Genomic DNA, 4009 nt, shown 5'->3' with positions numbered 1-4009 from the left:
GAGACCCAGAAGAAATCGTTAAAGCGAAAGGTCTTGTTCAAATTTCTGACGAGGGTACACTTCGTAAAGTTGTAACAGAAATTCTTGATAATAATGGGCAATCTATCGAAGACTTTAAAAACGGTAAAGACCGTGCAATTGGGTTCTTAGTTGGTCAAATTATGAAAGCTACAAAAGGACAAGCAAATCCACCGCTTGTTAACAAAATCTTACTTGAAGAGATTAATAAGCGATAATAGTAGTGACTTTTAAAGATTAAGCAGAAAAACACCCGTACATGGGTGTTTTTCTAGGTTAATCAAACGTTTGTTTAAATGAGACAAAATCGTTTAAACAAACGTTTGATTAACTGTCAAAAGTGGAAAAATGTTTGTATAGCAACTATGGTATGATAGTTGCAAAAAGGTGGGAATAATGATAAATCTAAACATAGAGGTTTTTTTCATCTCATGAAATAATAGATAGTTATTATTCGTTATATGTAAATTTTTATGGAAGAATGGATAGAAATAAAGTGAAACTTTAATCAGTGGGAGGTTCATCCAAAGCTGATTATTAGCCCACACCAATCGGGCATTTACTGCCCACAAATAGCGGGATAAATTTTTTGGTCAAATAAAACAAAACCATTGAAATGAATATTTACTTTTGATGGACTACACGAATCGGGTTCTTACTGCCTGTTTGAGCGGGATAAAAGAAGGATAGCAAGATGAGAGGAGGTAGGCATGGGAATACTGAATAGAAGTTCGGTATGTTCTTTTTCGATGCATAAAGAAATTTCCTGTGCTAATAAATGATGAAGCGAGCAAGAATTATTTATAATCCTACTTCTGGGCGTGAGCTATTTAAGAAGAGCTTACCAGAAGTATTACAAAAATTAGAACAAGCTGGCTATGAGACATCTTGTCATGCGACAACGGGTCCTGGAGACGCTACTGTGGCGGCGAGGCAAGCTGCGGATCGTAAGTTTGATGTTGTTATTGCCGCTGGTGGCGACGGTACATTAAATGAAGTAGTAAACGGTTTAGTTGGACATGAATTCCGCCCGAAATTTGGAATTATTCCAGTTGGAACGACAAATGACTTTGCACGTGCGATTGGTGTACCTCGTTCTATTGAAGAGGCAGCAGATATTATTTGCGAAGGAAAAACAGTGCCATTAGACCTCGGTAGAGCGAACGATACATATTTTATTAACATCGCTGGTGGCGGTCGTATTACAGAATTAACATACGAAGTACCGAGTAAGTTAAAGACAGTATTAGGACAACTTGCTTATTACCTAAAAGGTATCGAGATGTTACCATCATTGCATCCGACATATGTTGAAATTGAGTATGATGGAAAGTTACTACAAGAAGAAATTACGATGTTTTTAATTACGAATACTCGTTCAGTAGGTGGATTTGAAAAGGTAGCACCGTATGCATCTATTAACGATGGGTTATTTGACCTATTAGTACTGAAAAAAGGTTCTATCGCTGATTTAATTAAAGCAGCAACACAAGCACAACGTGGTGAACATATTAATAATCCAAAAGTGTTATATACACAAGCGAACCGAATTAAAGTACATTCACCAGATAAACTAATGATTAATTTAGATGGTGAGTATGGTGGAGATGCACCGATGGAATTCGAAAATATATATCATTGTTTAGAACTATTTGTTCCTGAACATCAAGAGGATGCCTTGTAAAGGCATCCTTTTTTACTTTGTTAAAATGAATTGTAAATTGGGAGTTAGTTTGATTTTTATGGTATTTTTACAATTCTTTTATTTTACATCCATATTTTATTGATACACTGGAGGAGATAAGAAACGAGAGGTAGGATGCTATGGAGAAGGTAAAAGCAATACTATTTGATAAAGATGGGACATTAATGGATTTTCATTCAATTTGGATAAAAGTAGCTGAAGAACTTGTAGCTGAATGTATAAGTTTATATCATTTACCAAGTACAATAGGGCAGACCTTATTAGAAGAGATTGGTGTAGAGGGAGCATTTGTTAATCCGAGGAGTGCAATAGCTGCTGGAACAAGCCTTGATGTAGCGAAGGGGCTTTGTAATTATATTGAGTCTGCTAGAGAAGAAGAGATGCATCATTGGGTAAGTGAGAAGTTATTTTCCCTTATGTATGAGCATCGTTCGCATATGAAAATGACAGCAGATTTACCGAAAGTGTTACAGGCATTAAAAGATAAAGGATTTATATTAGGGGTTGTCACGGCGGATGATTTCGCACCAACAGAATTATTTTTAAAACAATATAAGTTGGAGAACTTTTTTGATTATATTATAGCCTCGGATACATTCCTTGCGCAAAAACCAGATAAAAAGATTATAGAAGTGTTTTGTGAGAAATTTAATTTAGAATCATGTGAGGTTGCGGTTGTTGGAGATACGCCAACTGATTTACATTTAGCTAAAAATGGTGGTGATTGCTATGCAATTGGGGTGCTATCTGGTACGGGAGACCGTCCAACATTAGAACCACTTGCTGATTTAGTGTTAGATTCTGTTGGAGAGTTTATTTCTCAATCGGGTGAGTTTTTCTGGGAGAAAGAAAAGTCTAATGTGTAAGGAAAATAAGTCTATAAAGACTCTTAATGAGTCTTTATAGACTTATTTTTTATGCCTGGATACAAAGAATATAGGATAAATGCTAGAAAGGAAAGTTGGCATACATTTTGCAATAAGAAGAGAAAACAATGTAAAGAAAAGGATGGGGTACGCAATGAACACAAAAAAATTTGCTAAAGTAAATGAACAAATTCCAGGACCGAAAGCAGCATCTTTATTGGAACGCCGTCAAAATATAGTACCAAAAGGAGTAAGTAACGGCATCCCAACGTTTGTACAATCTGCAAATGGTGCTCTTGTAACGGATGTTGATGGCAATCAGTACATTGATTTTGCAGGAGCAATCGGGACAATTAACGTAGGACATTGTCATCCAACGGTTAAAGAAGCGCTCCATAAACAAGTCGATCAATACATTCATACTGGATTTAATGTCATGATGTATGAGCCATATATTGAATTAGCGGAAAAGCTTGCGGCATTGGCACCAGGAAGTTTCGATAAGCAAGTCCTATTTTTAAATAGTGGTGCAGAAGCAGTTGAGAACGCGGTGAAAATCGCTCGTAAATATACGAAGAGACCTGGTATTATCGCATTTTCTAAAGGTTTCCACGGGCGTACATTAATGACAATGACGATGACAAGTAAAGTGAAGCCATATAAATTTGGGTTTGGTCCCTTTGCTCCAGAAGTATATAAAGCGCCATTTCCATACGAATACCGTCGCCCAGAGGGATTAACGGAAGAGCAGTATGATGATTTTATTATTGAAGAGTTTAAGAACTTCTTCATATCGGAAGTAGCACCAGAAACAATTGCAGCTGTTGTAATGGAACCTGTTCAAGGGGAAGGTGGATTTATCGTCCCAAGTAAGAAATTTGTTCAAGAAGTACGCCGCATTTGTTCAGAGAACGGCATCTTATTTGTAGCGGATGAAATACAAACAGGCTTTAGTCGTACAGGAAAATATTTTGCAATTGATCACTATGATGTCGTTCCAGATTTAATTACAGTGTCTAAATCATTAGGGGCTGGTGTACCGATAAGTGGTGTCATTGGACGTAAAGAAATTATGAATGAATCTGCACCAGGTGAACTTGGTGGAACGTATGCAGGAAGTCCATTAGGATGTGCGGCTGCATTAGCTGTTCTCGATGTAATAGAAAATGAGAAACTAAATGATAGAGCGATAGAATTAGGAAAAGTCGTAATGAACCGATTCGAAGAGATGAAAAATAAATATCATTGCATCGGTGATGTGCGTGGGTTAGGCGCAATGTGTGCATTTGAGGTCGTTCAAGATCGTAAGACGAAAGCACCTGACAAAACGTTAACGGCTAATCTATGTGCAGAAGCAAATAAGCGTGGGTTACTTTTATTATCAGCAGGAACGTATGGAAATGTTATACGTGTGTTAATG

Annotated in this window: 3 protein-coding genes and 1 pseudogene; all 4 read left to right on the top strand. The window is 37.0% G+C overall.

Going from position 1 to position 4009, the window contains the following annotated elements:
- A pseudogene (locus tag MR167_RS30865) lies at positions 1–236 on the top strand (Asp-tRNA(Asn)/Glu-tRNA(Gln) amidotransferase subunit GatB); the annotation flags it as partial.
- 560 nt (positions 237–796) lie between these two features.
- Complete coding sequence (locus MR167_RS30860) at positions 797–1702, top strand: diacylglycerol kinase (RefSeq protein ID WP_000977679.1); 906 nt, start codon at positions 797–799, stop codon at positions 1700–1702.
- A 140-nt stretch (positions 1703–1842) separates the two neighbouring features.
- The gene (locus MR167_RS30855) at positions 1843–2589 is read left to right on the top strand and encodes an HAD family hydrolase (RefSeq protein WP_000416657.1); all 747 of its coding nucleotides are present in this window, start codon (positions 1843–1845) and stop codon (positions 2587–2589) included.
- Positions 2590–2743: 154 nt separating this feature from the next.
- Positions 2744–4009 (top strand): 4-aminobutyrate--2-oxoglutarate transaminase (gabT, locus tag MR167_RS30850; protein WP_242316192.1); only part of this gene is annotated, 1266 nt, incomplete at its 3' end.

Source organism: Bacillus cereus group sp. BfR-BA-01355 (genome assembly GCF_022663675.1).
GTDB lineage: Bacteria > Bacillota > Bacilli > Bacillales > Bacillaceae_G > Bacillus_A > Bacillus_A thuringiensis_S.
Note: the sequence above shows the minus strand (reverse complement) of the source record. Positions and strands in the feature narration are given on the sequence as shown.